This is a genomic window from Paenibacillus abyssi (assembly GCF_014640295.1).
Taxonomy (GTDB): Bacteria; Bacillota; Bacilli; order Paenibacillales; family Paenibacillaceae; genus Paenibacillus_D; species Paenibacillus_D abyssi.
Window position 1 is genome coordinate 13,842 of the sequence record NZ_BMGR01000011.1, and the last position, 24,493, is coordinate 38,334.

Annotated in this window: 24 protein-coding genes; 18 read left to right on the plus strand and 6 right to left on the minus strand. The window is 45.9% G+C overall.

From position 1 onward, the window contains the following. Positions 1-35: 35 nt before the first annotated feature. On the plus strand, positions 36-1,988 hold the full coding sequence (locus IEW11_RS16415) for an ATP-dependent DNA helicase (protein WP_188532159.1): 1,953 nt from the start codon (positions 36-38) through the stop codon (positions 1,986-1,988). A 61-nt stretch (positions 1,989-2,049) separates the two neighbouring features. Here the strand turns inward: IEW11_RS16415 and yxiS are convergent, their stop codons facing one another. Next, a complete protein-coding gene (gene yxiS, locus IEW11_RS16420; RefSeq protein WP_188532160.1) occupies positions 2,050-2,352 on the minus strand; it encodes a protein YxiS in 303 nt (100 codons plus the stop codon). Between the two features lie 101 nt (positions 2,353-2,453). Between yxiS and IEW11_RS16425 the strand changes: the two genes are divergently transcribed. From IEW11_RS16425 to IEW11_RS16435, 3 genes are all read left to right on the plus strand, one after another. Next, entirely contained in the window at positions 2,454-2,762 is a 309-nt protein-coding gene (locus tag IEW11_RS16425; RefSeq protein ID WP_188532161.1) for a thioredoxin family protein, read from the plus strand. A gap of 22 nt (positions 2,763-2,784) precedes the next feature. Further along, positions 2,785-3,144 (plus strand): Lin0512 family protein, encoded by a 360-nt coding sequence (locus tag IEW11_RS16430; protein ID WP_188532162.1) that lies wholly within the window; start codon positions 2,785-2,787, stop codon positions 3,142-3,144. A gap of 157 nt (positions 3,145-3,301) precedes the next feature. Further along, positions 3,302-4,516: a GTP-binding protein gene (locus IEW11_RS16435; RefSeq protein WP_188532163.1), complete on the plus strand. Its 1,215-nt coding sequence runs from the start codon at positions 3,302-3,304 to the stop codon at positions 4,514-4,516. A gap of 148 nt (positions 4,517-4,664) precedes the next feature. On the opposite strand, the gene IEW11_RS16440 is transcribed toward IEW11_RS16435, so the two are convergent. Both IEW11_RS16440 and IEW11_RS16445 read right to left on the minus strand, forming a co-directional pair. Then, positions 4,665-5,480: an undecaprenyl-diphosphate phosphatase gene (locus IEW11_RS16440; RefSeq protein ID WP_188532164.1), complete on the minus strand. Its 816-nt coding sequence runs from the start codon at positions 5,478-5,480 to the stop codon at positions 4,665-4,667. Positions 5,481-5,497: 17 nt separating this feature from the next. Further along, the gene (locus IEW11_RS16445) at positions 5,498-6,256 is read right to left on the minus strand and encodes a DUF1836 domain-containing protein (protein WP_188532165.1); all 759 of its coding nucleotides are present in this window, start codon (positions 6,254-6,256) and stop codon (positions 5,498-5,500) included. 248 nt (positions 6,257-6,504) lie between these two features. Between IEW11_RS16445 and IEW11_RS16450 the strand changes: the two genes are divergently transcribed. After that, positions 6,505-7,833, plus strand: coding sequence for a hemolysin family protein (locus tag IEW11_RS16450; protein WP_188532166.1), 1,329 nt, complete (start codon positions 6,505-6,507; stop codon positions 7,831-7,833). Here IEW11_RS16450 and IEW11_RS16455 read toward each other — a convergent pair. The 3 genes from IEW11_RS16455 to IEW11_RS16465 form a co-directional block, all read right to left on the minus strand. Next, positions 7,828-8,025 (minus strand): hypothetical protein, encoded by a 198-nt coding sequence (locus IEW11_RS16455; RefSeq protein WP_188532167.1) that lies wholly within the window; start codon positions 8,023-8,025, stop codon positions 7,828-7,830. The two genes, IEW11_RS16450 and IEW11_RS16455, sit on opposite strands and share 6 nt — an antisense overlap. A 54-nt stretch (positions 8,026-8,079) precedes the next feature. Then, on the minus strand, positions 8,080-9,201 hold the full coding sequence (ytvI, locus tag IEW11_RS16460) for a sporulation integral membrane protein YtvI (protein WP_229725354.1): 1,122 nt from the start codon (positions 9,199-9,201) through the stop codon (positions 8,080-8,082). Between the two features lie 123 nt (positions 9,202-9,324). After that, complete coding sequence (locus IEW11_RS16465; RefSeq protein ID WP_188532169.1) at positions 9,325-9,744, minus strand: EamA family transporter; 420 nt, start codon at positions 9,742-9,744, stop codon at positions 9,325-9,327. Positions 9,745-10,091: 347 nt separating this feature from the next. Here IEW11_RS16465 and IEW11_RS16470 point away from each other — a divergent pair, with 347 nt between their 5' ends. The 13 genes from IEW11_RS16470 to IEW11_RS16530 all read left to right on the plus strand — a co-directional run bounded on the left by IEW11_RS16470 (position 10,092) and on the right by IEW11_RS16530 (position 24,328). Beyond that, the gene (locus tag IEW11_RS16470; protein WP_188532170.1) at positions 10,092-10,754 is read left to right on the plus strand and encodes a carboxylesterase family protein; all 663 of its coding nucleotides are present in this window, start codon (positions 10,092-10,094) and stop codon (positions 10,752-10,754) included. Positions 10,755-10,860: 106 nt separating this feature from the next. Beyond that, the gene (locus tag IEW11_RS16475; protein WP_188532171.1) at positions 10,861-11,136 is read left to right on the plus strand and encodes a GNAT family N-acetyltransferase; all 276 of its coding nucleotides are present in this window, start codon (positions 10,861-10,863) and stop codon (positions 11,134-11,136) included. Positions 11,137-11,214: 78 nt separating this feature from the next. Continuing rightward, complete coding sequence (locus IEW11_RS16480; RefSeq protein ID WP_308422748.1) at positions 11,215-11,880, plus strand: HD domain-containing protein; 666 nt, start codon at positions 11,215-11,217, stop codon at positions 11,878-11,880. Positions 11,881-12,181: 301 nt separating this feature from the next. Beyond that, entirely contained in the window at positions 12,182-13,864 is a 1,683-nt protein-coding gene (locus IEW11_RS16485) for a spore germination protein (protein ID WP_188532172.1), read from the plus strand. Beyond that, a complete protein-coding gene (locus tag IEW11_RS16490; protein WP_188532173.1) occupies positions 13,861-14,955 on the plus strand; it encodes a GerAB/ArcD/ProY family transporter in 1,095 nt (364 codons plus the stop codon). Before IEW11_RS16485 ends, IEW11_RS16490 begins: the two co-directional genes overlap by 4 nt. After that, the gene (locus IEW11_RS16495) at positions 14,952-16,259 is read left to right on the plus strand and encodes a Ger(x)C family spore germination protein (protein ID WP_188532174.1); all 1,308 of its coding nucleotides are present in this window, start codon (positions 14,952-14,954) and stop codon (positions 16,257-16,259) included. Before IEW11_RS16490 ends, IEW11_RS16495 begins: the two co-directional genes overlap by 4 nt. Before the next feature lie 573 nt (positions 16,260-16,832). After that, positions 16,833-18,164 (plus strand): hypothetical protein, encoded by a 1,332-nt coding sequence (locus IEW11_RS16500; protein ID WP_188532175.1) that lies wholly within the window; start codon positions 16,833-16,835, stop codon positions 18,162-18,164. Positions 18,165-18,278: 114 nt separating this feature from the next. Continuing rightward, complete coding sequence (locus IEW11_RS16505; protein WP_188532176.1) at positions 18,279-19,193, plus strand: DMT family transporter; 915 nt, start codon at positions 18,279-18,281, stop codon at positions 19,191-19,193. A 48-nt stretch (positions 19,194-19,241) separates the two neighbouring features. After that, positions 19,242-19,457, plus strand: a complete 216-nt coding sequence (locus IEW11_RS16510; protein WP_188532177.1) for a hypothetical protein — start codon at positions 19,242-19,244, stop codon at positions 19,455-19,457. A 31-nt stretch (positions 19,458-19,488) separates the two neighbouring features. Continuing rightward, entirely contained in the window at positions 19,489-19,779 is a 291-nt protein-coding gene (locus tag IEW11_RS16515) for a 4a-hydroxytetrahydrobiopterin dehydratase (RefSeq protein WP_188532178.1), read from the plus strand. 104 nt (positions 19,780-19,883) lie between these two features. Continuing rightward, positions 19,884-20,813 (plus strand): VanW family protein, encoded by a 930-nt coding sequence (locus tag IEW11_RS16520; RefSeq protein WP_188532179.1) that lies wholly within the window; start codon positions 19,884-19,886, stop codon positions 20,811-20,813. 87 nt (positions 20,814-20,900) lie between these two features. Beyond that, positions 20,901-22,718, plus strand: coding sequence for a potassium transporter KimA (gene kimA / locus IEW11_RS16525; protein ID WP_188532180.1), 1,818 nt, complete (start codon positions 20,901-20,903; stop codon positions 22,716-22,718). A 41-nt stretch (positions 22,719-22,759) separates the two neighbouring features. Next, the gene (locus tag IEW11_RS16530) at positions 22,760-24,328 is read left to right on the plus strand and encodes an FAD-dependent oxidoreductase (protein ID WP_188532181.1); all 1,569 of its coding nucleotides are present in this window, start codon (positions 22,760-22,762) and stop codon (positions 24,326-24,328) included. Positions 24,329-24,493: the final 165 nt, after the last annotated feature.

A 24,493-nucleotide genomic window follows, 5' to 3' on the forward strand; every position in this document is an offset into this window, starting at 1 on the left:
CTTTTGAATTCGAGTGTATGGAGGCTTTTATTTCAGTGGATCGTTATCCTTTTGAATACAATCCTTCGCAGCCCTTTTTACAGCAAGTTGGCGAATGGGTTGCGGATGTGTTTTATGATATTTTGCCGGAGGCCGGCTTTGAAGTGCGTGATGAACAGATCTATATGGCATTTCAACTTGAGAAGGCATTTGCCGAGAAAAGGACGATGTTCGCGGAAGCAGGCGTGGGGACCGGGAAAACACTCGTCTACTTGTTATACGCGATCTGTTATGCCCGCTATACTAGAAAACCTGCGATTATCGCCTGCGCGGATGAATCGTTGATCGAGCAACTGGTTAAGCCGGAAGGCGATCTGGCAAAGCTGGCCGAGCATCTTAGCCTGGCGATTGATGCGCGGCTTGGCAAATCTCCCGATCAATACGTTTGCCTCGTTAAGCTTGACGAAGCGAGAGTGAAGGACGAGGAAGCTGAGCTGTTTGAAGGGATATATGAAGAGCTGCCTGATTTCGTTCGTTCTCCTGGCGGCATGCAATCGTTCTATGCATACGGAGATCGCAAGTTATATCCGCATTTAAATGATTCGCAGTGGAACAAGATCAATTGGGATGCGTTCCAGGATTGTTTTGTGTGCGATAAACGCCACCGCTGTGGACAAACCTTATCCCGCGATCATTATCGCCGTTCAGGTGATTTAATCATTTGCTCGCATGATTTTTATATGGAGCATGTATGGACGTATGAGGGAAGAAAGCGGGAAGGCCAACTGCCGCTGCTTCCGGAGCACTGCGCGGTTATTTTTGATGAAGGGCATCTGCTCGAATCGGCTGCTCAGAAAGCATTGACCTATAAGCTTAAGCATGCTGTATTCGAAGAGCTGATTACAAGGCTGCTGCAGGGCGAAATCCGTGAATCGTTGGCCGTGCTTGTGGATGAGGCAATCACACAAAGCGAGCTGATGTTTGAGATCCTTGGCAGGCAGAGCATGACGATTTCCGGTTCTGAACGAAAGCAAGTGATTATAAATGAACGGCTTCTTTACGAAGTGCGTACGTTTCAAAATGTCCTTTCAGCGATTGAAGAAGAGCTGGTGTTCGAGAGCGGGCTTTATACATTAAATGATTATCAGCTGAGGATTGTCGAAGAACATATCGAAATGATGCAAAAGGCGCTGGGTTTATTCCATCAATCGGATACGTTGATCTGTTGGGTGACTGAAAGCGAAGAAGGACTGTCACTGGCTATCATGCCCAGGACGGTTAAAGAAGTGTTAAGAGAACAGGTATTCAGCTTGAAGATGCCCGTCATTTTCTCTTCGGCGACTTTATCGGCAGATGGTTCTTTTCAATATGTAGCCGATAGTCTGGGAATTGAGCAGTATTTGTCATTTTCCGTGGCATCCCCTTATGATTATGAACAGCAGATGGAGGTCACGGCGCCCAATTGGGCCTCAGGCGGCACATTTGAAGAGAAGATGGAGGCAGCCGTGCAGCTGCTTGTGCGAACGAAAGGCAGCGCCCTGCTCTTGTTCCCGGCAGAAGATGATTTACAGCGTTTCAAGCAGGACATCTCGCAATATCCGGAATGCGCGGAGATGCGTTTCTTATATGAGGGGGATCAGGAAATCAGCCACCTTATCCATACCTTCCAACACGACGAAGCGAGCATCCTTTGCGCGGTTAGCTTATGGGAGGGGCTTGATGTTCCCGGACCAGCTTTGACAAACGTTATCGTATGGTCGCTTCCGTTCCCGCCCCAGGATCCAGTGTTTATGGCAAAGCGGTTAATCGTGAAATCCCCGTTTGATGAGGTAGACATGCCTTATATGCTGCTGCGCCTTAGGCAAGGAATCGGACGGTTAATCCGCTCGCGTGAGGACCGGGGAATCGTAGCGATTCTCAGCTCAGAGCTTCATGAAGTGCAAACGGTGCGTGATCAGGTTACAGCAATTTTGCCTCAGGGAGTGAAGCTGAAAGAGACGATTGCCTGAGCATCCCGGCATAATAAAGGGCTGCCTGCCAAAAACGGCGGCAGCCCCATTCTGTTCGAGGTTAATTCTTCTTTCGATTCTGCATCTCTTCTGTGACGACAAATGCGAGCTCTTCGTTTCCGAACAGCGACAGGACGCCAAGCAGGGTATCATCGAGAATCTCGTCAGACTCATCTTTAGATACGGTTAATGTTATTGCTTGCTGCAGGGCAGGATTGGCGGCTTGCTGCGGATAGGCCCGCAGATAAACCTCGTGCGGATCGAGGTCATGATTGACACACCACTGTGCAAATACGAGAATCATCATATGCTCGTCGCGCTCATAATCGCGGATAATCTGTTCTTCTATATCTTTGCGGCTCATTGCGATTCTCCTTTTAATTAGTAAACTGCGTTCATTATAACGATATTAAATTCGGTTCACAATAACGAAGTCATGAATGATTGGTGAAAGGGGCTGAGCAGATGGCGATTGAGGAAATAAGCGAACGGGAGTTAAAGAAGGTTATAAACGAACAGACAGGCAAAGCTGCTGTATTTTTCTTTACGCCGTTTTGCGGAACGTGCAAGTTGGCGGAAAAAATGCTTGAAATCATCCAATCGACCTCCATTTCTACCGTTATTCATAAAGTCAATATCAACTACGCGCCTTTGCTTCGCGATGATTGGAAGATAACAAGCGTGCCGTGTCTAGTCATTTTGCAGGATGGGGTACCAATGCATTTCGAATATGCGCTGCGCTCGGTTGACCATGTGTACGGCATGTTAAAATAATCGAATGAAAAGAGGGAATGATATGGAAAAATTAATGTTTGTTGAAATCGGAATGGGAACAGATCTTCATGGACAGAACGTGACGAAAGCGTCCGTGCGTGCCGTTCAAAATGCGATTCATCATAATTCAATGCCGGGCTTGCGCTCCATACTTCCAGGGAACAGCTTGGATAACATGAAGGTCCATGTCAAATTGGCTGTCCCTTGCGATCGGGAGCTGCTGGATATGGAACAGGTCAAAGCGGCGCTTCCTTACGGCCAAGTAACGATAGAAGTGATTGATGGCGGTATGCTGACAACTAGCGGTGTGGTGCTGCCGGATAAAGAGGATAAAAATGATCTGATCTATGTTGTCGTGGCGGCAGTTGAAGTAGGCTATTAAGATAAAAATAAGATTGACGTAAGCTAGTATCCTTGATAAACTAAGCAAAGCGTAATTATTACTATTAAAGCCGAAACTTCTCGGTTTTTTCTTTTTCATAAAAGCGTAATGATTACGTATAAAGGAGTCGAGAATGTAAACAAATGGAGGGCTTTCAATGTCACAACAGAAAATTCCGGTAACCGTACTAAGCGGATATCTTGGTGCAGGTAAAACAACGATACTTAATCATGTGCTGAATAATCGCGGAGGCTTGCGGGCGGCTGTAATCGTCAACGATCTGAGCGAAGTGAACATAGACGCCGGACTCATCAAAGACGGCGGCGGTTTATCCCGTACGAATGAACAATTGGTCGAAATGTCAAACGGCTGCATCTGCTGTACCTTGCGGGAGGATCTGCTGCGGGAGGTGGAACGTCTGGCGAAGGAGAATCGATTTGACTACATCCTGATCGAATCGACAGGCGTGGGTGAACCGATTCCTGTCGCACAAACCTTTACATACATCGATGAGGAGCACGGCATCGATTTGTCCCGTTTTTGCCGATTGGACACGATGGTTACTGTTGTTGACGCTTATCGTTTCTGGCATGACTATTCGTCCGGAGAGAGCCTGCTGGAGCGAAATCAAGCCGTCGGAGAAGAGGATACGCGTGATGTTGTCGATCTTCTTATCGATCAGATCGAATTCTGCGATGTGCTGATTCTGAACAAAACCGATCTTGTAGAAGAGTCTGCATTGCAGGAGCTGGAGCAGGTCATGCGAAAGCTGCAGCCCCGTGCAAAGCTTATCCGGACGGCCCGTGGGATGATAGAGCCGCATGAAATATTGAATACGGGGCTGTTCAATTTCGAGGAGGCAAGTGCTTCAGCGGGATGGATGAAGGAAATGCAGCAATCCCATCATATCCCGGAAACAGAAGAGTACGGGATTACTTCCTTCGTATATGAACGTATTAGGCCTTTCCATCCAGGAAGATTATTGGACTGGTTGAGTGATTGGCCGGCTGAGGTTGTCAGAGCCAAAGGTATGATGTGGCTGGCAACCCGCAATCAAATGGCGCAAAATATAAGCCAGGCTGGGCCCTCCATACAATTCGGGCCAGCCGGCTATTGGATCGCTGCGCTCCCGGAAGAGGAGCAGGCCCAGCTGCTGGGGGAGGACGAGGAGCTGCAGAAGCAGTGGGATGCGAAGGTCGGCGACCGGATAAACAAGATTGTATTTATCGGCATTGATATGGATCGCGAGCACATCGTTACTGAGCTTGATGCATGCTTGCTAACGGAGGAAGAGATGAAGTTGGACTGGTCGCTATTCACGGATGACCTTCCGAATATGCCGGCTGAGCAGATTGAAATGGCTCTTTCATAATGAATGTCGAGCAGCGATTCGATTATCGGTTCTTGTGATGAAGCGCAGGGGATGATGGGCCAGATCATTCACTCTGACGGCGGTTTTAGAATGGATTAATAAAGAAGCAGCCTGCGCGGCTCAGACCGTGACAGGCTGCTTCTTTTCCTCACGCCAGGAACAATAGGATTGCTGCACCGGCGGCAAAGCAATAGTACGAGAAATATTTGAGATTGCCTCGCTCCATAATTCCCATGAACCATCGCAAAGCGCAGTATGATGCGAATAAGGAACAGATAAAAGATACTGCGTAGGGTAGAGCTAAGGTTGAAAGCTCCGGATCGCGAATCAAGTCCGCTCCTTCCAGAATCATGCCGCCGATGCTAACCGGGATAAACATAAGAAATGAGAACCTTAAAGCGGTGGATTGTTTCAATCCGAGTCCCATCGCTGCGACGATTGTTGCTCCGGAGCGGCTAATGCCCGGAATCAATGCGATTGCTTGGGCCAAACCAATAATAAAGGCATCCCTCAGCTTTAATTCCGCATCATTTTTTTTGCCCCGCATATTTCTGATCAACCATAAAGCTGCTCCCGTAATCAGAAGGGTGACGCCAATCGTTGTCAATCCTTTGAATGTATCGGAGATCACGTCACTGAATAGAAAACCGATCAGGCCGGCGGGAATTGTCGCAATGACTAAATAGACAATAAAACGGAAATCAGCTTTTGAGGCTTCATCCCGATGAAGCGCGTATGACCAGCCATTTCGTGTCAACCGAATCAAATCTGCTCTGTAGATGAGCAAGACTGCCAGTAAAGAAGCGAAGTTAACCAGTACTTCGAAGCCTAAACCTTGAATTTCCATTCCAAATAACGTTTGCGCAATGACAACATGTCCGCTGGAGGAGACCGGTATCGGTTCCGTAAAGCCCTGCAATAGTCCCAGTAATGCAAATTTAACCAATAACCAAACCTCATCCATGTTTCTATAAAACCTCCCTAGTGTAAATCATGTAAAAAGACCATTCCATTGACATACCGGCGAGCCAGTGAGTGAAAACTGGACGTGTGTACCGAAATCATGGCAATATGGATAGCGTTTTGCAAGGTAGCCTTTTGGTTGTCATTTGTTAACTCGGTTCGTAATGCGACGTATTCCTTGGCCACTTCATTGATCAAATGATCCCATTTATTAATCGTATCATTCCGTTCATTAAACAAGATGTTGAAGCGGGCATCCAAATCCTCGAACAAATCGGAGTAAGTCGCGTAGAAGTCCAGAGGTTGAATTAATGCGTCACGTTTTTTATCGCAAACATGAAACACAATGTCAAAGAACTTGCGAATGGATTCATAGTCCAGCGCAGAACGAAGATCCTCAATAATAAAGATCAAAGCGACTTGCTGCAAGGAATACTTCTTCCCTTCTTCAGCAAGGCCGATGTAATCTTTGAAATCCCGCTTTACCCAGTTTTGGATGGATGTAGCGGAGAAATGTGTATATTCGATCTGAGCTCCCAATGACACGATTTCATGAAGTGAAAAGGCCGGAGTCACAGCGGATTTAATCATGCGTTCCAACACTGGAGGGAGATCCATCGAGATAAAAGCCGTCATAGGCGTTCCTTGATTCAAATCATGTTGATGTCTTAGTCTCCATATGTCTTGAATCATTCCAAGCGGTGACTTAGGTGACGTTCCATTTAAAGAAAGGAGGAGACTGGCCATCTCTTTTCGGGTGAATGTTAATGTTTCCATCTTTACGCCTCTATTCAGGAAAAAGTTCTTATGAACTTATCATAAAATGATGCTGAGCACATGTCAAAGCCCAATAATGAAAGATCTTGCCTTGTTTTAACTTGAAACAACGTTATTAACGTCAAAAACAACCGAAAATGAACGACACAGCACATTGTGTATGTATTCCGTTACATTTACAATAGGTATAAGTTCACAAGAACTGGCAATTAAGATCTCACAAAAATTATGTATGAAGGAAGGTAGCCATGGTTTTCAATTTGGTTTTGGTTGCGATTTTAATTGTACTAACTGCATTTTTTGTCGCAACGGAATTCGCCATAGTTAAGCTTCGCCCGAGCCGGGTGGATCAGATGGTGTTAGAGGGGCGCAAGAACGCGATTGCTGTACAGAAGGTTACAACGAATCTGGATGGATATTTATCAGCCTGCCAGCTTGGGATTACAATTACGGCCCTGGGACTTGGTTGGCTTGGTGAACCGACAGTGGAGAAGCTTCTCCATCCGTTGTTCGCAGCAATGAGCCTTGGAGAAAATGTAACCTCTCTTTTGTCCTTTGGTATTGCTTTTGCCTCCATTACATATTTGCACGTTGTGCTTGGTGAGCTCGCACCGAAAACAGTGGCGATTCAAAAGGCGGAATTGATCTCTGTAATTACTGCGCCGCTTATTATTTTCTTTTATAAAATTATGTACCCTTTCATCTGGATATTAAATGGATCGGCGAACAAACTGGTACGGTTGTTCGGTATGGGTCCTGCAAGCGAGCATGAAGAAGCGCACTCCGAGGAAGAGATCCGCATTATTTTGTCGGAAAGCTACCAAAGCGGTAAGATCAATAAGACGGAGTTCGGTTATGTAAGCCGGATTTTTACCTTTGATGAGCTGTTAGCACGTGAAATTATGGTGCCTCGTACGGATATGTCGTGTCTTTATGCGAACAAGTCACTTGCTGAAAATCTCGCTATCATCAAAAGAGAGCAGTTCACCCGGTTTCCCGTTGCAATGGAGAACAAAGATAATATCATTGGTACTGTGAATACGAAGCAATTTTTTCTGCGTTATGATAACAATCCGGATTTCGATTTTAAATCGCTGCTTCAACCCGTTATGACGGTGCCTGAGGTCATGCCGGTTAAGTCGCTGCTCAAAAAGATGCAGCTGGAGCAAGTCCATATCGCACTGCTCCTGGATGAGTACGGCGGAACGTCAGGCCTTATCACAATCGAAGATATTTTAGAAGAAATTGTAGGCGAAATTCGCGATGAGTTTGACCAGGATGAGAAGAAAGAGTTCGAAACGATCGGAGAAAACCACTACCTGGTAGATGGGATCCTGCTGATTGATGAACTTAATGATATGTTGGGAACAAACCTGGAGCATGAAGATGTCGACTCGATCGGCGGCTGGCTGTACAGTAAACAACCCGAATTGAAAAAAGGGGAAGAGTGGCATTATGACTCATTCACCTTCATCGTACGTGAAAGGGATAAAAATCGGATTCGTAAGATCGAAATTATCAAGCATGACGAGAAGCTGGTCCAGGAAGAGGATGAGAAGGAACCGCAACAGCTATAGCTTATTCATGCGATTCCATAGAATAAAGAACAGGAATGTAAATGCAAAGATGATCGTTCCAAGCAGAGGGGTATAGAAATCTTCTTCATGTGACGGAACTTCGTTAAAAATTTTAATTCCGAGCGAGATCGAAAAGTAAATGAGGCCGGCAAACAGAAATAGTCCGACAAGAAGCCTTAAATATCTAACCATTACATCACCTCTTGCATATAAATGAAGTTTTACCAATACAAAGTATACATACAATCAGGGAGCCGAAGGGCTCCCTTTTATATATCGTTTAATATCTTTGAACACATTAGCACGATTTAACGTAATGAGAATAACAAGCGATACCGGACCGATAATGAGTCCCAGTACACCGAATAATTTGAGTCCAACAAACATGGCGATAAGGGTATATAATGCATCCAATCCGATGCTGCTGGCGAGTACTTTAGGCTCAATCAAGGAACGCACGATGAAAATAACAGCATACAAGATCGTTAAGCCAATGGCCAAATAAAGATCACCATATATAAATTGATAAACAATCCATGGAACCATGACAGCCCCAACGCCCAGATAAGGGAGCAGATCGACAAGCCCGATCAAGAGGCCAATTGTGATCGCATAGTTAACGCCTAAGACGAATAATCCAATAATGACAACTACTGCCGTAATGGAGATCATAATGAATTGGGCCTGCAAATAACCGAATAAAGCCTGTATTAGATCTTTCCAGACGATGCCTGTCGTCTTGCGGATTCCCTCGGGGAGCAAGCTGCTGAACCTTTCCTTGTGGCGGCTCCAATCCTTACTGATGAAGAAGGCGCCAAGCAGGATAACGATCAGAATCGTGGCAAAGCTTGGTAACGCAGCGATAAAGCTAATAATTCCGTTAAAGAATGTGGCAAGCACATCGGAGCTTATTTGTGCTACAGTATCGGCGCTTTCGTTCAATCGTGTATTGATCGTCTGCTGATAATCCGGGTTTTCATCATAAATGGTGCTGATCCAATTAATAACGCCTTGTACTTCAGCGGATTGAATGAATTGCTCGTATCTTTCTTGCCAGAATCGAATTATGCCATCCATTGATTGTGATAACGCCATGATTTCAGTTACAACCTTTGTAATGAGAGCCGTGACAACTGCGATTATAGAGCCAAGAAAAAGCAGCAAGGTTAATGTAACGGCCAGCCACCTGGGGAGACGGGCTTTTTTTTGAAGAAATCGCACAAGGGGGTTCATCAAATAGGCAAGAAGCCAGGCTAGCAAGAAAGGGTAGATGAGAGGGATAACAAAATAAAAAAGTGTAAATAATCCAATTGCAACTGTAATGACAATCAGGGTTCGAACTAAGCGCTGCCGATGGGTCCGATTCAACTGCTTTCCTCCGTTCGCTAGAAACATATGTCAATATTATATGTTTTGTTAGTATGCTGAAGCAAGTTTAAGCACATTAAATAAAGTGAATGTATCGCAGCCGGTCGTTTCAAAAACAACAGATCAGCCCTGCTTCACAAATACATAGAGTCCGATAACGATTAAGGCCATTCCCGTCAATTTATTTATCGAGATGGCTTCGTTCATGAAGATGACTGCCAGTATAAAAGTAATTAAGGGGTATGTGGCGGTTATCGTCACGACGGTCGTTAATGCGCCCCGGGAAAGAGCGTACAAAAAAACGACATACGCCGTTGGCACCAGTATGCCGTTAGTCATCGCAAAAATGACCGTGTTTTTATGAAAATGAAACGGTATTCCCGCCAGCTTAGCTGAGAGCAAATAAATAAATGCCACTACAAGCATGGTAACGGTCGTAATAAAGTTCACTTCCAGCGGATGTCCGGTTGTAAGCGCTTGGCGGTCGATCAGTCCGTTAATGCCCCAAATGAAGGTAACTGTAAGAATGATGACATACAACACGGCGTCTGCTCCTTTAGCATTCTTGTCCACATTTCATTTTATGTTTGCGATGGAAATCTATGACATGTTATCACAGGCCTCTCTCAGCTTAACGTTGAAAGAGGCCTGTTCAGCTTCTTTATTGGAGAATCACAGAATAATAGGGTATACTAAAATCAATTCATAGGAAGAAGCGCCAAAAAAAGAAAAAACTTCAATAAAGAATATCCTTGCTCTGACAGTAAAAAGTCAGGGTATTGTTTTTTGGAAGTCCAGTATCATTGATGAATTGTAATAAAATATCGACCCGCAATGGATTTGGAAGGCGGCAGACTCTTTATATTGAATAAAGAAAAGGGGTTCATCCAATGCCTGTAGAACATCACAAATTAGAAACAGTCGTCATGAAGAAGGTGAGCATTCATTATCAATTGTTTAAGCCTTCGGCGTATGAGGCAAGGACGGACAAAAAGTGGCCGGTCATCTTGTTTTTGCACGGTATGAATAAACGCGGGGATGATATTCACAGTCTGGACGTATACGGGTTGAATGAGTTTGTTAAGAGCAAAAAAGACTTTGAATTCCTTGTTATTACACCTCAATGCCCTTTTTTCTCAACCTGGCCAATGGAACGTGATGCCGTCATTGCTCTAGTGAATGAAATTGTAACAAACGAACGGGTTGATACGGAAAGAATTTATTTAACCGGCTTTAGTATGGGGGGCAACGGTGTTTTGGATCTAGCCGTCAATGCCCCTCAACTTTTTGCAGCTGTTGTTCCGATTGCCGGTTGGTTAGTAGCCGAAAAAACGGAGTTATTAAAGCATATTCCGGTATGGGCCTTTCATGGTGAAGCAGACGATGTGATTCCGGTTCAAAGAACGGAAGAAATGGTAGCAGCCCTGGAAAGTATGGGCGGCCATGTTAGAATGACGACATTTCCACGGCTTAAACATAGTATTATGAACGAAGTGTATAATCATCCGGAATTATATCATTGGTTATTACAGCATAAAAAGGTTCAGAGATAAACAATCCATATAACGTCTGGCTCCAGCGTATTCCTGATAAATTGGCAATGAAAACCTATATTAACGTCTTAAAACGGGTATAAGAATAAATAAGGAGGCGGTAAAGATGAGAGAAACGATTCAGGAAGGCAATGGCTTTCACGTTATTGAAGACGGGCAAGTAATCGGTGAGATAACCTACGTAATACTTGACGAGCACACGTTAAAGATTGACCATACCTACGTCGATCCGGCGCTGCGCGGACAGAAAATCGCGGAAGACTTGGTAAAACGGGTTGTCGATTATGCAAGGGAAGCAGGCAAAAAAATCGTGCCGGCTTGCACATATGCAGATGCGCAGTTCAGAAGACGCAAGGAATATCATGATGTATGGGCCCGGTAACGCATTGAAGTGAATTAGCATTCTGATTATAAATTCATGAGCAAAGCAATGTCATGCCGGATGAGGAGATGAAGCGAGTTGCCTGATCGTATAAAAACGCTTGAACTGGCAAGGTCTTATGTGAAAAGCCGGATGGAGCATGATAGCAGCGGACATGACTGGTGGCACATCGTACGGGTTACGCGTACCGCAAAGCTGCTCGCAGAGGTAGAACAGGCAGATGTTTATATCTGCGAGCTTGCAGCGCTGCTGCATGATATTGCCGATGAGAAATTGAACGAGAGCAAGGAAGCGGGCCTGAGAAAGGTTGCCGACTGGCTCGAGTCAGCTGGCTTAGAAGCATCCGATCAGACGCATATTATGGAGATTATATCTACAATGTCCTTTGGAGGCGGCAATAAACAACCGATGGCCACGCGTGAAGGACAGATTGTTCAGGATGCGGATCGGCTGGATGCGATCGGTGCGATCGGCATCGCCCGGACATTTGCTTATTCCGGATGGAAGGGTCAACTGATTTACGATCCCGGGCTGCAGCCCAGAAATCAGCTATCCAAGGAGCAGTACCGCAATGGGCAAACGACAGCTATCAATCATTTTTATGAAAAGCTGCTCAAGCTCAAAGCATTGATGAACACAGAGACCGCCCGCCTGCTTGCAGAGGAAAGGCATCAGTTTATGGAGTTATTCCTAAAGACGTTTGATCAAGAGCTGGAGACAGGGCAAACGCCGCATATTTATTAGAATAAGGTTCTACTAACACGCGCATTGCCTGTTGAGAAATCTCAACGGGCTATTTCTTATTCTCAATAAAGATTCTTCACTTGGGTAAACCATTCATAATGTACGTGAAAATAGGAAATAATGAACCCAATTATTTCAAATGAACTAGCCAGTCACTCAGGAGGCCGTAGAAATGCTTTTGATTATGTGGCTGATTTCTTGTCGGTATTGCGTTAACACTTATTCAACTGTATAGCAGCCCTAACAACTGGTAATGTTAAACAGCATAACCCGCAGCAAGAGATACAGGAGAATGAGCGAAATGATAAATTGGAAAACATTCAAAAAATACATCATTACGGATCTATCCGAGAAGCAGCCATCTTTTTCGCTCGGACATTGGGAAGATAAGCCTAGGGATGGAACACAAAAGGGAGAAGCGGATGTAAAGACTGAACGCTTGCCTCAGATCGACAGTTTGATCGAGGATCTTGGCACGCTTCCTTCGAATCTCACAGCCAGCGTGGATTGGTTCAAGCTGCATTTTTCCTATCCCCAAAACCGCGGGCTCGTCGTTCGCCGGGTAGTAATCGGCCATACGTCTTTTCAAGCGGCCGTCATCTTCCTCGAAGGTCTGGTGGATTGGGCGCATTTAAACCGAAGCGTTCTGGTCCCTTTGATGACAATGGACGTACAGGAGGATTTTCAACCGGATGCCAGTATGCTCATTCAACAATTTGTCACGGAAGGACAGGTATCTGAAAGCAGCCAACTTCGGCAAATCGCAAACGATATTTTGAAGGGTTCCGCAGTCTTACTCGTGGACGGTTTGAACGCTGCGATTATCGTAGAAGTCAAAGGCTGGGAGAAAAAGGCGATTGATAATCCGAAAACCGAAATCGTCGTTCGCGGACCCCATGAAGGCTTTACGGAAGATATTCAAACGAATTTGTCGATGATCCGGCGCAGGCTGCGTACGCCCGATCTCCTTGTTGAAATGGGTTATGTAGGCACACTCTCGCGGACAGAGATCGCTGTTGTATATATAAAATCGATTGCAAATGCCGAGCTTGTTGAAAATGTACGTCAACGCATCGCTGCCATTCAATATGATTACATCGGCGATAGCGGAACGATCGAACAGCTGATCGAGGAAAATAACAACTCATTCTATCCAAGCATAATGAGTACGGAGCGGCCTGACAGGGTGTCAGCACAAATTGCCGAAGGATTTGTGGGGATCATTGTTGACAATTCACCCTTTGCTTTGATTGTTCCCGGTCATTTTCCGCTTTTCCTGCAAACTGCGGAGGATGCTTATCTTCGCTGGCCTTACAGCACGTTTCTTCGCATCGTTCGGACGATCGGTTTTTTTATTTCGTTGTATCTGCCCGCTGTCTATGTCGCAATAGCCAATTATCATCAGGAGATGATGCCCACAACATTGATTCTAGCCATTGCCGGTACCCGAGAGAGCGTGCCGATTCCTGTAGCAGCGGAAGCTTTCATGCTGGAGTCGATGTTTGAATTGATTCGTGAGGCCGGTGTCCGAATTCCAAGCGTCATTGGTCCAACGATCGGCATTGTGGGAGCGCTAATTCTCGGCCAAGCGGCAGTTCAGGCCAACATCGTAAGTCCCATCGTGGTCATTATTACTTCGACGACAGCTTTGGCATCCTATACGATCCCGAATTATAACATGCAGTTTGCAACAAGGATACTTCGTTTTATATATTTGCTCTCTGCTTCGTTTCTCGGTTTGATCGGAATTGTCATGGTATCGATTATTCTGTGGTCCTTTCGGGCGGCAAGCAATTCGTTCGGCGTGCCGAATCTCTCTCCGATCACGCCTCACAAGCCCAGCAACGACACGATTATTAGGGGATCAATTAAGAAACAAAAATACCGCCCGATTACAATTCGTCCCAAACAGATACGAAAAGTATCCGACATCGAAGGTGGATCGGAAAACCCAACCAAGGATCAAGGGGGAGCGAAGAAGTGAGGATACATCACATCGGAGCTCGCGAGGCGGCGGCCATAGGGATTATTTTTGTGATTACGAAAATATTCCTTCCGTTTCAGCGATCGATGGCAGAAATTGGGGGAACAGCCGGCTGGATAATTGTGCTTATCGCTGTCTTGTTCTGCCCATTGTGCTGGTGGGCAATTCGCGGCGTGATCAAGAACGGCTCCAAAGGCTCGACTTTAATCACTGCAACTGAAGAGATATTAGGTACCTTCCTGGGCAGCGTGGTCAATTTTGCTTACTTTGGTTTTTTCTTTATGATCACATTTATCGTTCTTCGGGAATTCTCGGAAATTTTAGTGACAGATATTTTGCCCAGAACCCCGCTGAGAATCATCTTGTTAACGCTTCTTATCCCCGTTGCGGCAATTGCTCATTCCGGAATCGAGACATTGGGGCGCATATGCTGGTTAACGGTCGGATTAATTGTGGCAAGTGTGGTCATTATGCTTATCGGCGGATTAATGACCCATACGGAACCGCATGCCTTATCCCCTTTTTGGGGGACGGGCAAGTCTCGTGTGCTGACGATGGGAGTTGTGAAAAGCTCCCTGTTTTCAGAGCTGCTTGTCTTTGGATTTCTTATGCCAAGAATGCGAAAAGCAAAGGAGTGGGGGAAAGCAGCATGGTGGTGTATCGCGGTTTCTTCCGTGATTTTATTTTGTACAACCATAGTTTACCTTTACATCTTTCCGTATCCAAGCGCTACGAGAATTAACGTTCCACTTCTTGAAATCAGCCGGATCATTATTTTAGGGCGTTGGATCCAAAGAGTAGAAAGCATATTTCTAGTTGTCTGGCTTATTAGTATTGTGATAAAGCTTTCTGTAGCGCTTTATTGTACGGCTGCTACATTATCGCAAATGATGCGCCTGCCCAAACATCAGCCGCTTGTCTTTCCGCTGGCCATCTCCATATATAGCTTTGCAATGCTGCCGCCCAGTGTGATGACTGCGGTAATGTGGGATCGTGATCTTCTTAGAACTTATGGTTCCATCTTTTCCATAGGTTTGCCATTAATGACATGGCTAGCAGGTATTGTCCGGAACAAATGGAGGCAGCTATGAGACGATATAAGCAAGTGTTTCATATAGGGTTAATTATCCTAGTGTCGCTGCCTCTGCTTACAGGCTGCTGGGATCGTCTGGATCCGGAAAATATGGCTTTTGTCATCGCGATTGGCGTTGATCCCGGACCACAAAACGATTACTTGTTCACATTTGCCCTTGCCGTACCAAAAACGCCAAGCGGCGGCTCCAGCGGCGGAGGACAAAGCTCTGATGGGGGCCCGAAGAAAACGATTGCGGTACATACTGTGGAAGGCTCTAATATCGCATCGGCCTTGCGGGTAAGCCAGAGCTTTATTGCGCGCAGGCTAACCCTTATTCATTCGAAAGCTTTTATACTAGGCGAAGATATGGGACGCAAGGGCGTTATGCCGCTGCTGAGCGAAGCGGTGCGTAATCGCGAATTTCGGAGAACCGTAAATATTATTACGACGAGAGGCAAGGCGGAGACCTACATCCAAAATATCCTTCCAACGACAGAGCAGGATATAAGTTTATGGTTCGAGCTGGAATTGGACCCTAATAATATTGGGGACATCATACCGAACAGAGCCCGATTTCATGAGTTTATTGTCGATATTGAAAATATGGGGGCCGGCGCGATTACGATTCTGTCAGCGCCACGGCCGGACATAAAAAAGGGCAGCGTAAAGCTGTCTTCTGAAAATGATGAATCCGATGCAGAAGCAAGTCAGCCGGATGTCAGCAAGGTATATGCAGGGCGCCTGCGTAGAAAAGGGGAAGTGCCTGTGGAGTTTTTTGGGACGGCGGTTTATAAGAGCGCTGTTCTGGAAGGGTTCCTCAGCGGTTCAGAAACTCGTGTTCTTAACATGCTTCGCGGTGAATTTATTAGATCGAGTTGGGATTTTCGCGATCCGTCCAATGAAAAGTTAATGCTGAGCGTCAATATGAGAGCCGAAAAGCAGTGTCAGATCAAAGTAACGCGCAGCGGCGATGAAGTAACCGTCAGCTTTCATGCAGCAATGGAAGGAGAGTTGATCAGTGTCCAGACACCGGTGGACTACACACTGCCGGAAAGTATCGAAAAACTGGAGCAATCCATCCAAAGCCAATTAGAGAACCAGTCGGTTGAACTCCTTAATAAAACACTTCGTCAGTGGGGGACGGATTGCTATCGAATTAATAACCACGTAAAGTCAACGTTCTCCACATGGAAGGAATGGGAAGCTTTCAGGTGGAAGGATCGAATAAAGGATGTTCATTATGAGGTGGAAACCAGCTTCAAGTTACGAGGGCACGGCGGACAAGTAGGTCCTGCCATAGAGGGGGATAAAATGCATTGATTCAGACAATAACAAATTATGGGTTTGTTATATTGGGTTCCATATGGGGAACCGTCTACACAGGGAGTTTAATTCCTAAGCTTTGGCAGCAAAAAAACTACAGGGGGGCGATCGGCATGACTGTGCTTGCGTGTTGTACCCTTATCCTTCCAACGCTGATGACTTGGTACGGGCAAAGTCATTATAACAATTTGTAACGCGTAGTAATCGTGCTGAAATAGTCAGGAACAAACTGTAGAAGCCGGCTTCACGGCAAAATCCGTCGCGACATTGTACCATGAGTCAAAAACCAAGGAAACCGCGGCAGCTGCTCATTAAGACGGTTTGAAGAAGAAGTCTTGCGGTTGAACGTGCAAGGCTTCTTTTTCAATTTTCTTGGTATTGACGATTTTGTGGATATTCTATAGTATTAAGATTGAGAATTTTGGTATACCAAACATGAAGTGGTAACTAATCTAACGCCGATAAGTCCTATGAAACTTGAATTCCATGCAGACAACCCTGACAAATTAAGGTATACAATATACCAAGCATATAAAAATCAACTTTTGGATAGCGATAGGGGTGCTCGGAATGAGAAGTTATTTTATTTTACTCATGTGTCTTTTGTTTTTAATTCAATATTTTGTTCCATCGGATTGGCTGTTATTTCTTTTGGCGGTTTTTGCTGCCGTTGCGTTTTTTGGAAGCATTACACTGGCCAGGACGACGCCTCGGATTTTTAGCCTTATCATGTTTGCAGCGGGCATCGTGTTAACATGGCTAAAAGGAGAAGGATTGGAGGCAGCCGCTCAAGGCATCACATCCAATCTGCCCTTGCTTACGTTAATCGTGCTTGTCCCATTGCTGTCGATCCCTTTTAAAATGGGCGGTTTTTTTGATTCCATACTAGTTTACCTTAGAAGATTACATAATAGCCCGATAAAATTGTTCACGGGGATTACATCGGTTCTCTTTTTTCTAGGCCCGATCTTGAATTTGGGCTCCATTCGTGTCATTCATGACTTAATCAAGGACCTGCGTTTGAAGGCAACGTTTTTATCCAAAGCGTACCTTGTAGGTTTCTCTACGACGATCCTCTGGTCGCCTTATTATGCGGCAGTGGGGATTACTTTATTGTATCTGCAGGTGTCTGTCGTAGACTATATGTCATACGGCATCGGATTAGCTGTGTTATTTTTGCTGGTAGGCATTGTCATGTTCGGCATTTGGTCGAAGAAGCAGCAGCTTGAAGCGGAAGATTATCAAGTCGAAGAGGTTACCGCCGTTCACCGCCAAAAACTCAAGGCGCTTCCTTTCATTATTCTTACGTTAATGGCCGTCACCATTACTGCTGAGTATATAACCAATTGGTCCATGCTTGTTTTGGTAAGTCTTCTATCGCTTCTATTTCCGGCTGTATGGATGCTGTACTCCAGGCAGTGGGGTCCCTTTAAACATCATCTCGTGGAATATAAAGACAAAGCAGTGCCCATTATGAACAATGAGATCATCATGTATATCAGTGCCGGATTTTTCGGGCAATCACTTAGAGGCACCACCTTTGGCGAAGGTATCAATGTCTTTATGGCGAATGTGGCGCAAACCTCATTCCTATTATTTGCTTTATTTATTCTTGTCACGATGGTGTGCGTTACCTTTGTAGGCATCCATCAGGTGGTTGTCGTTACCGTGCTTGCCACGCAGATGGACCCGGTCATGATCGGGACCTCGAAAGAGATCTTGGCAATGGTGATCATGCTCGCATGGTCAGCCTCTTCTATACTGAGTCCGGTTAATCCGATCAATCTCCTGGTCAGTACGCTATTAAAAAAATCAAGTCTGGAGGTCGGGCTCCGCGATAACGGCTTATATGTGCTCGTTGTTTGCGCCATCGGCATCGCGATTCTTAATTTCGTCCATTAAGCTTTTTCTGGTGCGAATGCCATTATATTAAACGGTTTTTAATTGTTGTTCTCTTTCTTTTTTATAGTGAGTTGATATAATAAAGTGGATAGAGACAACAAGGAGAGAACATTCATGGAAAAACTTACTCGGCCGCAAACAGTGCTGCTGATCGCTTTTTTAGTTGCCGTATGGGGAATCAATTGGCCCTTATCAAAAATTGCACTGTCTTACACGCCACCGGTACTTTTCTCGGGTTTGAGAACATTGTTGGGTGGTTTTCTTTTGTTATTTATCGCGGTTCCCAGATACAAGCGGCTGCATTTCAAAGAAACATGGGGCATCTATCTGATATCCGCTTTGTTTAATGTCGTGCTGTATTACGGTCTGCAAACGATCGGGTTAAATTACCTGCCGGCCGGTTTGTTCTCGGCCATCGTGTTCCTGCAGCCGGTCATGGTTGGCTTATTTTCATGGATGTGGCTCGGGGAGGCCATGTACGGCTTAAAAATACTGGGACTTATTGTTGGCTTTTCCGGTGTTGGCATTATCAGCATTGGAGGATTGTCCGGCCATATATCCATTGCAGGCATCTTGCTTGCTCTGGGCTCGGCGTTAACGTGGGCACTGGGAACCGTATATGTAAAGAAAAAGGGGCCTTCTGTAGATCCGATCTGGCTTGTGTCGCTTCAACTGACTGCAGGCGGCCTGTTTATGACTGCTGCAGGTTCCAGCATGGAGAGCTGGTCCGATATCAACTGGACCCTGCCCTTTGTTCTTTGCCTATTGTTTATATCGGTATTTGTCATTGCAATCGGTTGGCTTGTATTCTACAAGCTCATTGATTCGGGAGAGGCAAGCAAGGTGGCATCTTTTACTTTTCTTATTCCGCTTGTAGCCATTCTGATTGGTACCCTCTTTTTGAACGAACCGTTTACCTTTTCACTGTTAACAGGTTTGGTATTAATTCTGGTCAGCATCTATTTTGTGAACCGGACGCCGGGCAGGCTGGCTTTACTCGAAAAAAAACAGTTCCTTACACAGAAATAATGATAAAATGACAACAAATACGAGTGAAGAGACGAGGGGATGCAATTCATGGCAAAAATCAGAACCGGACACGTGCTTAAGTTTGAGGACGGCACGTATTATATCGAAGAATCACCGTTTATTACCCCAAATCTTGAGGATGCAGAGCTGTACTTTAAGTATTTTGATATTATGGAGGCACAGCAGAGGGCGGACAGGAATACCCAGCGTAATACGGAAATGCTCCGGATTGAATTTCAAGTGACGTACATCGTTCCTAAGTAAATCGAGAGATTAGAAACAGGGAGGGAACGGAATGAAATTGTCTGGCTATCAAGTGGATGAAAGGCTTGCAGCAGCCGAAGGATGGCGTCTGGAGGACGTGAAGTGGATCGTCAAGAAATACCGGTTTCGCAGTTATTTGGATGGCATCGAATTCGTGAATCAAGTGGCGAAAGCGTCTGAGAGGATCAATCATCATCCGTTTATATCCATCGATTATAAGCTGATCACGCTTCGGCTTACTTCATGGAATGCCGGCGGATTGACTGAGCTTGATTTTACTGCAGCTGCAGAGTTTGACCGGATATATTCTACTAACCATTAAGAGCTTGCTTTCATAGCAGCTCTTTTTTTTATGGGGCATAATAACGACAACATTGCCCATAATAGTCCAAGGCAATGAAATGAATGATATGCGAGGTGCGGTGATTGAAATTGCTATGGTTGGCCGGATTATTGCTGCTGCTCCCTTCGGGAAATGGGCCTGACCAGCTCATCATTACCTTTCAAGGTCAGGCTGCCATTACCGTTGACCGCGATGAATTTACTTTACCCGGAACATCGATGATTGACCTGGAAAAACTCGATTCATTGTTAAACCTGCTGGATAAGCGCATCTATCAAGAACCGCAAAACGCCCATATCAACGGCCAAGGGCAAATCATACCCGAGCAGCTTGGGCAGCGGTTGGACCGCAAGCGGTTTACACAGCGGTTTTTCAACTATTACTTCGGTGAAGGATTTTCTGTGATCGCTGTTCCCCGGGAAACAATATATCCAAAAGTGGATCAGGAATTGCTTGCGCAAATTAGGGAAAAGCCAATCGGCCAATATGTAACTTATTTTAATATGAGGAACAAAAACCGTTCTCACAATATTACGCTTGCAGCCAAGGCCATTAATAATGTGGTTGTTTTTCCCGGGGAGACTTTTTCATTTAATCAGGTTGTCGGCAAGCGCACCAAGGAGAAGGGATATTTGCAAGCGCCGGTTATCGTACGAGGGGAATTGTCCGAAGGGATCGGCGGGGGAATCTGCCAGGTTTCCTCCACGCTGTTTAATGCCACGGACCGTGCAGGATTGAAAATTGTACAACGATATTCGCACAGCAGGAATGTTCCGTACGTGCTTCCCGGACGCGATGCCACAGTAAGCTGGTATGGGCCGGATTTTGTATTTCAAAACCACTACAACCAACCCATATTGATACGGGCTTATGCGGCTGGAGGAAGAATGTTTGTGTCCATCTATTCCTCCGATCTGATCGAATATAAGCCGAGGGAGATACCCGGCATTTCAGGGCATAGGCTTCCCGAGGAGATTTCCATCACTGCACTGCTGGCAGAATACGTCAGCTAACCTCAGCAGCGTCATAACATAATGGGCCCTGAAACAGGAAACCCTACACAACGTGACGAGTAAATGATGAGGAAGAGGTGATACGCGATGCCCAGCAGGTTAAAACGTTTGTTGATCGGACGTCCAATGAAAAGTACTGAACTTGAGCTTGAAAAGCTCAGTAAGCTTAAGGCTCTAGCCGTCTTATCATCGGATGCCCTGTCTTCGGTCGCTTACGGTACCGAGCAAATTCTGATTGTACTGGTGACGGCAGGATTTGCAGCGATTTGGTATTCCATTCCGATCTCCCTCGCAGTTCTGGGTCTGTTGCTGATCTTAATTTTGTCGTATCGCCAAACGATCTTCTCTTACCCGGCAGGCGGCGGAGCTTATATTGTAGCGAAAGATAATCTGGGTGTTTCGACCGGGCTGCTCGCAGGCGGTTCGCTGCTTGTTGATTACATATTGACTGTGGCGGTGAGCTCCTCTGCGGGAACCGACGCCATTACTTCGGCCTTTCCGGCATTGCATGATGATCGCGTGCTTATTGCGCTGACTATGATTCTGTTTCTGACAATCATGAATCTTCGCGGCATTACCGAGTCTGCATCCGTTCTTGCTATTCCCGTATATCTTTTTGTCATAGCCATTTTTGTGCTTATCGTCTCCGGAGTGTTCAAATATATAACCGGCGGCATTCATGCCGAAGTGCCGGAGATCGGGACGGCGGTATCGAACGTTAGCTTGTTCTTGCTTCTCAAGGCATTCAGTTCCGGATGTTCCGCATTAACCGGGGTTGAAGCGGTATCCAATGCAATTCCTAACTTCCGGCCGCCTGCCGAACGCAATGCAGCAGCAACACTGGTGATGATGGGTACGATACTCGGGACCATGTTTATCGGCATCAGCCTGCTTGCCTACTGGTATGGGATTAAGCCGGATCCGGAAAATACAGTGGTATCCCAGATCGCAGCGGCGACCTTTGGCCGCGGCATCCTCTATTACGCCGTGCAAGGCGTTACTGCATTAATATTGTTTCTCGCTGCCAATACGGCATACTCGGCTTTTCCTCTGCTTGCTTTCATGCTGGCTAAGGACAAATATATGCCTAATGCTTTCATGATACGGGGTGACCGCTTGGGTTTTTCCAACGGCATTATTTTTCTGGGCATATTCTCAGCGATCCTTGTCACTGCATTTGATGGTCATACGGAAAATTTGATCCCGCTTTACGCGGTAGGGGTGTTCATTCCTTTTACCTTATCCCAGCTTGGCATGATGGTTCGTTGGCTTAAGCTGAAGACGTCAGGTTGGGTGTTCCGTTTTGCCATTAACACGATCGGGATGTTAACCACGCTGGCAATCACGCTCATTTTCATTTTCACTAAATTTAATCAAGTATGGACAGTGTTTGTTTTTTTACCGATTGTCATCCTTCTCTTTTTCCAGATTCACCGTCATTACATGAATATAGCAAGTGAGCTAAGAATTAATATGCAGCAAGACAAGCCGGTCATTAAAGGCAGCACGATTGTCGTTCCCGTCGCCGGCATTACCCGGGTGGTGATGAATTCACTAAGCTATGCGAAGTCGCTTACGGAGAATGTGGTTGCCGTATACGTAGGCTTTGACGATGATGACATCGAGCGCATGGAGAAAAAATGGGAGGAATGGAATCCGGGGGTGCGGTTAATCACACTGCGCTCAAGCTACCGGAGCATTATTCGGCCTATCATGAAATTTATCGAAACGGTCGAGTGGAAAACAGCGGAAACCGATCATATCACCGTATTGATTCCGCAATTCATCACCAAGCACTGGTGGCATTATATCCTGCACAATCAGACCAGCTTGCTTCTCAGAGCTTACTTATTCAATCAAAAAGACGTAGTGATCGCGACGGTTCCATATCATCTGCAGCGATGACCGGATCACATGCAAACAGATCAAGAGAAAGGGATGACAGAATGGACAAACGCCATGACCGGCAAGCAGACCTGCCGCAGTATCCAAAGTCCCACTGGCTGGCTTCTGCAAGCCTCCCGGACTTCCCCAAGCTCTCAGATGATATCAAGGTGGATGTGGCCATCATCGGAGCAGGAATCACCGGCATAACGACTGCTTATTTGCTTTCAAAACAAGGAATCAAGGTCGCCCTGATTGAGGCTGGACAAATCCTGAACGGAACGACAGGACACACGACAGCCAAGATCACGGCTCAGCATGACCTGATCTATGATGAATTGATGGCTCACTTTGGCATCGAACAGGCTCAGCATTATTATCAGGCTAATGTGGAAGCATTGCAATTCATCAGGAATGAGATCGAAACGCACCAGATCGATTGTGACTTCCATATGGAAGATGCTTATGTGTACACGAATGCCGATAAATCCATCCAAAAAATCACGAACGAATATAAAGCCTATGAAACGCTGGGCATACCCGGTGCTTATGTTGACCGGACACCGCTGCCCTTTCAGACAAAAGCGGCCGTTGTGATGAAAGGACAGGCGAGATTCAACCCGGTCGCATACTTGTTCCATCTAGTGTTGCAGATAATCAAGCGGGAAGGCCGGATTTACGAGCATACCACAGCTGTGGATATCACCAAAAATCAACGTTTTTCTGTCATCACCAACGGAGGGTATGTGATCACATGCAGCCGCGTTGTTATGGGATCCCATTTTCCTTTTTATGAAGGCGGCGGCTTATACTTCACGAGAATGCATACGGAACGGTCTTATGTGCTCGGAGTGAAGACGAACAAGGCTTTTCCCGGAGGAATGTACCTGAGCGCAGACGAGCCCAAACGTTCCCTTCGGGCAACGTCGATTGACGGAGAGAACATGCTGCTGATCGGCGGGGAAAGCCATAAAACGGGTCAGGGCATATGCACAATCAAGCATTACGAAGCGTTGAAGCGGTTCGGAGAAGAGCATTTCGGGTTGAAAGAGATCCGTTACCGTTGGTCTGCGCAAGATTTAATCACTTTAGACAAGCTTCCTTATATCGGGCAGTCGACTTCAGGAACTCCAAATATCTATATTGCTACAGGTTACAAAAAATGGGGGATGACCACAGGCACGGCAGCGGCGCTGCTGCTGGAGAAGCTCATCACCGGCGCAGACAGCCCCTATCAGGAGCTGTTCAATCCTTCGAGAAAATTTCATGCCGATCCGGGCCTGAAAACCTTCATCGTCCAAAATGCAAATGTGGCCAAACATTACATTACAGGCAAACTGGGAATGACCTACAAAAAGCCGGAAGAGCTGAAGGACGATGAAGGGGCGGTTGTTAAAGTAAATGGAAAGAGAGCCGGCGCATACCGGGATCAACAAGGCCAATTACATATCGTAGATACAACCTGCACACACATGGGATGTGAGGTGGAGTGGAATGATGGAGAACGGACATGGGATTGTCCTTGCCACGGTTCAAGATTCTCCTTCGACGGAGAAGTGCTGGAAGGGCCGGCCGCTAAGCCTTTAAAAAACATCACCTTCGCACACATTTATACAACAGAACCCTTATAAGCTTGTCATTCACCAGGGATTCGTTTCGTACACAGCAGCTCTTAATAAAGGGCTGTTTTTTTGCATTGCGGCTATGGGCTGTCGTCATAATGAGATAAATCGATGAATAGACATGTTTAAAGCAACAGCCTTGTCCGAGCTTCAAGTACCCAGTACTTGGATTTT

Excerpts from the sequence above, each read along its gene's own strand:
- yxiS (WP_188532160.1), bottom strand. The coding sequence starts at position 2,352 with ATGAGCCGCAAAGATATAGAAGAACAGATTATCCGCGATTATGAGCGC.
- IEW11_RS16425 (WP_188532161.1), top strand. The coding sequence starts at position 2,454 with ATGGCGATTGAGGAAATAAGCGAACGGGAGTTAAAGAAGGTTATAAAC.
- IEW11_RS16430 (WP_188532162.1), top strand. The coding sequence starts at position 2,785 with ATGGAAAAATTAATGTTTGTTGAAATCGGAATGGGAACAGATCTTCAT.
- IEW11_RS16435 (WP_188532163.1), top strand. The coding sequence starts at position 3,302 with ATGTCACAACAGAAAATTCCGGTAACCGTACTAAGCGGATATCTTGGT.
- IEW11_RS16440 (WP_188532164.1), bottom strand. The coding sequence starts at position 5,480 with ATGGATGAGGTTTGGTTATTGGTTAAATTTGCATTACTGGGACTATTG.
- IEW11_RS16445 (WP_188532165.1), bottom strand. The coding sequence starts at position 6,256 with ATGGAAACATTAACATTCACCCGAAAAGAGATGGCCAGTCTCCTCCTT.
- IEW11_RS16450 (WP_188532166.1), top strand. The coding sequence starts at position 6,505 with ATGGTTTTCAATTTGGTTTTGGTTGCGATTTTAATTGTACTAACTGCA.
- IEW11_RS16455 (WP_188532167.1), bottom strand. The coding sequence starts at position 8,025 with ATGGTTAGATATTTAAGGCTTCTTGTCGGACTATTTCTGTTTGCCGGC.
- IEW11_RS16470 (WP_188532170.1), top strand. The coding sequence starts at position 10,092 with ATGCCTGTAGAACATCACAAATTAGAAACAGTCGTCATGAAGAAGGTG.
- IEW11_RS16475 (WP_188532171.1), top strand. The coding sequence starts at position 10,861 with ATGAGAGAAACGATTCAGGAAGGCAATGGCTTTCACGTTATTGAAGAC.
- IEW11_RS16485 (WP_188532172.1), top strand. The coding sequence starts at position 12,182 with ATGATAAATTGGAAAACATTCAAAAAATACATCATTACGGATCTATCC.
- IEW11_RS16495 (WP_188532174.1), top strand. The coding sequence starts at position 14,952 with ATGAGACGATATAAGCAAGTGTTTCATATAGGGTTAATTATCCTAGTG.
- IEW11_RS16500 (WP_188532175.1), top strand. The coding sequence starts at position 16,833 with ATGAGAAGTTATTTTATTTTACTCATGTGTCTTTTGTTTTTAATTCAA.
- IEW11_RS16505 (WP_188532176.1), top strand. The coding sequence starts at position 18,279 with ATGGAAAAACTTACTCGGCCGCAAACAGTGCTGCTGATCGCTTTTTTA.
- IEW11_RS16510 (WP_188532177.1), top strand. The coding sequence starts at position 19,242 with ATGGCAAAAATCAGAACCGGACACGTGCTTAAGTTTGAGGACGGCACG.
- IEW11_RS16515 (WP_188532178.1), top strand. The coding sequence starts at position 19,489 with ATGAAATTGTCTGGCTATCAAGTGGATGAAAGGCTTGCAGCAGCCGAA.
- kimA (WP_188532180.1), top strand. The coding sequence starts at position 20,901 with ATGCCCAGCAGGTTAAAACGTTTGTTGATCGGACGTCCAATGAAAAGT.
- IEW11_RS16530 (WP_188532181.1), top strand. The coding sequence starts at position 22,760 with ATGGACAAACGCCATGACCGGCAAGCAGACCTGCCGCAGTATCCAAAG.